Source organism: Hallerella porci (assembly GCF_003148885.1).
In the GTDB taxonomy this organism is placed as follows: domain Bacteria; phylum Fibrobacterota; class Fibrobacteria; order Fibrobacterales; family Fibrobacteraceae; genus Hallerella; species Hallerella porci.
The window spans coordinates 1-3,007 of the sequence record NZ_QGHD01000057.1; the positions used below are offsets into that span (position 1 = coordinate 1).

The window sequence follows — 3,007 nt, forward strand, 5'->3', positions numbered from 1 at the left end:
GGGGCCCGCAAAACGCAAAGGCACCGCTTTCTGTCGAAATCGGCGCGTATTCAGCATATTGTGTTTATGTTGGAACTTTTACCGGACAGCAATAATTTGCAAAAAACGCTAAAAACGCCACCTTTTTCGCATGTAGGTGGCCGGAGGTAAACAAGAACAGACTGGCAAAAAGCCAACAAACAAACAACAAACGCTTGCATTTTGAAAGTAAATGTGGTATATTTGTTAATATGAGTACCGAAGTAACAAATATCCGACTGGACCGCGAACTGAAAAAAGAGGCGACCGAATTATTCAACGATCTGGGGCTAACCCTATCGCAAGCCTTTACCGTTTTCCTGAAACAGTCGCTGTTGCATCACGGGCTCCCCTTTGCCGTTACCCGGCCTCCTTCCAAGGAACTCCTTGCAGCCATCGATGAGGGCGAAAAAATCGCCCACGACCCGAATGCCAAAACGTATTCGACACCGCAGGAACTTTGGGACGAGCTGGGAATATGAGCGAAGAAAAATACAAGTATCAAATCCGAGCGACAACAAAGTTCAAGAAAGCGGCAAAACTCGCCGCCAAGCGTGGCAAAGACACGCAGAAACTCAAGGATATTGTCGAAAAACTGGCGAAGGGCGAACCCCTTGACCCAGCATTGCGCGACCACTCCCTTTCAGGGAACTGGGTCAACCACAGGGAATTGCATATTGAACCTGATTGGCTCCTTATATACAGAATAGAAGAGAACATTCTTGTTCTTGAATTAGTAGACACAGGTTCGCATTCAGACTTATTCAAGAAATAATCAGGTTTCCGCGTTAGGGATTCCCCCAAGGGGATAAGAACACTAAGGGAGTAAACTCCCAAGTGTTTCTATAAGTGCCCCCTTGGGGACAAGACTCGCGTAGCGAGGCTTGGTTGCAAGAGCCGCGCGGGCGTGCCGTAGGTGCGCACGGGAGGCCTTGCAATATAGCCCGACCGCACATATATGTGCGGGAACGCCCATTTTCTGTAAGATGAGAGCCCTACTCTCATAAAACGAGTCCTTTTCTGTGAAAGCGAACGTTTTTCTATCTTTTCCGCTATGATTATTAGGCAATACAACGAAAAGGCCCCCCCTTCCTCAGGTCAAAATGTCCGCTTTCATCTCCTAAATCCGGGGCGGGAAGGGGACTTTTATGTCCAGAAAAACTACCGATACAACACTCAGGGATTCATTTCTTGAGCGAATAAAGAAGCCGGGATGCCCGTCTGTCAAGACCATCGCCGAAGAAATGAACCTGCCAAAAGCTACATTGTACTCATGGATTGCTGCGGAACGGCAACGCAAACGTCAGGGAGTCTCCATGAGCAAGAAATCGGCAAAAAGATCCGCACTCACCAAGTTCAGCCTCGTCGCAAAATCTGAGGGCATGACACCCGAGGAACTCGAAAAGTTCTGTGCCGAAAACGGGGTTTCTTTTGCAGAACTCCAGTCCTGGAGAGACCTTTCTCTTTCCGCGATGGAGAACTCTGGTGACGGAAACGTGATGTCCGTAAAACAGCATGAGGATGAAGTTGCCAAGCTCAAGGCGGAACTTGCACGCAAGGAAAAAGCACTTGCCGAAGCAGCCGCACTCCTGATTCTTCAAAAAAAAACTTCGGCAATATTGGGACCGGAAAAGTAGAAGAGGAAAAGAAACGGAAAATCCTTGCGGCCATCGAGGAGGCCATCCAAAATGGCGCAAGGCTTTCCAAGGCGTGCGATGTAATCGGTCTTTGCGAACGTCGTTACAGGCGCTGGCGAAGGAATGTTGCGGACAACCGAGGTGGCTATCGTGAAAACAATTCACAACGGCTTTCCCTGGAAGAAACAGCCTCGATTATCGAAAACTTTACGAGGGAAGAATACCGTAACCTCCCGTTGAATATCGCCCATGCAAAGCTTATGGATCAAGGAATCTACATTGCTTCGCCGTCGACTTGCGAACGCGTTATGAAAGCTTATTATCAAGGCATAGGCAGAGTCGCCGACCGCAATATTGTGCGGCGTAAACGGCCTGAATATTCAGCGAAAGGACCGAACCAGGTCTGGTGTTGGGACATTACCTGGCTCCATTCCGAAGTGACCGGGAAGTACTATTACCTCTACTTGATTATCGACATGTATTCGAGGTACATCGTCGGATGGAGTCTGCATACAAAAGAAGATGGAAAACTGGCGGAGATGCTCTTTGCGGAGACTCTACAAAATATTGCCCCGGCGAAAACGTATCTCTGTTGGTCCATGCGGACAACGGGAAACCCATGCGCAGCAAGGATCTTAAATCTTTGTTTGAAAAGCTGCACGTGATGTCAAGCCATAGCCGGCCGCATACGAGTAACGACAACGCCTTTGCCGAGAGCATTTTTGCTACGATGAAAAGTCGTGTGGTATATCCGGAATTATTAGTGTCCGGTAAAACTTTTTAATTTAACCTGAAATCTAACAAAAAAAGCGACTTCCGTTTCCGGGAGCCGCCGCTTTTGACTATAGTTTCTTTTGCACATAAAACAAATTCAAAAGCACTATGGAATGTAGAAATTTTACCGGACAGCCGATATACGCACAAATCACAAAATACCTCTCTAAAGGCGAAATTCTGAGGCAATCCCGCAGCGTTGGCGGGGAACGCTATGTCAAGAAGTTCGACGGGTTCCAGCACCTGCTCGTGCTGTTGTTCGCTGTATTCAAAAATTACAGCTCCCTGCGCGAAATCCTTACGGGAGTGAACACGGAAGCGAGGCACCTGTGGCACGCCGGGTTCACGGGACCGCTGAAGATGAGCACTTTTTCCGACGCGAACAACAGACGCCCCTGCAAGTTCTTCGAGGCCGTCTACAAGTCGCTCTACGAAAAGTTCGGCCGTTTTTTACCGGACAGTCGCGACTATGAATGGGCGCAGAAACTGTACGTGATGGACTCCACGACCATATCGCTGTTCTCGAACGTCCTGAAGGGAGCCGGACGAAACCCGAAAATCGGCAGGAAGAACGGCGG

Annotated in this window: 5 protein-coding genes; all 5 read left to right on the plus strand. The window is 48.8% G+C overall.

Annotation, left to right across the window (positions count from 1 at the left end; translation table 11 throughout):
* Positions 1 to 230: 230 nt before the first annotated feature.
* Positions 231 to 500, plus strand: coding sequence for a type II toxin-antitoxin system RelB/DinJ family antitoxin (locus tag B0H50_RS12850; RefSeq protein WP_158256551.1), 270 nt, complete (start codon positions 231 to 233; stop codon positions 498 to 500).
* On the plus strand, positions 497 to 793 hold the full coding sequence (locus B0H50_RS12855; protein WP_109587913.1) for a type II toxin-antitoxin system YafQ family toxin: 297 nt from the start codon (positions 497 to 499) through the stop codon (positions 791 to 793). Before B0H50_RS12850 ends, B0H50_RS12855 begins: the two co-directional genes overlap by 4 nt.
* Positions 794 to 1,166: 373 nt before the next feature.
* Entirely contained in the window at positions 1,167 to 1,655 is a 489-nt protein-coding gene (locus tag B0H50_RS12860) for a terminase gpP N-terminus-related DNA-binding protein (protein WP_095879140.1), read from the plus strand.
* 308 nt (positions 1,656 to 1,963) lie between these two features.
* A complete protein-coding gene (locus B0H50_RS14000) occupies positions 1,964 to 2,320 on the plus strand; it encodes a DDE-type integrase/transposase/recombinase (protein ID WP_408609884.1) in 357 nt (118 codons plus the stop codon).
* 217 nt (positions 2,321 to 2,537) lie between these two features.
* The coding region (locus B0H50_RS12875; protein ID WP_146193680.1) for a DUF4372 domain-containing protein at positions 2,538 to 3,007 on the plus strand (470 nt) is incomplete at its 3' end.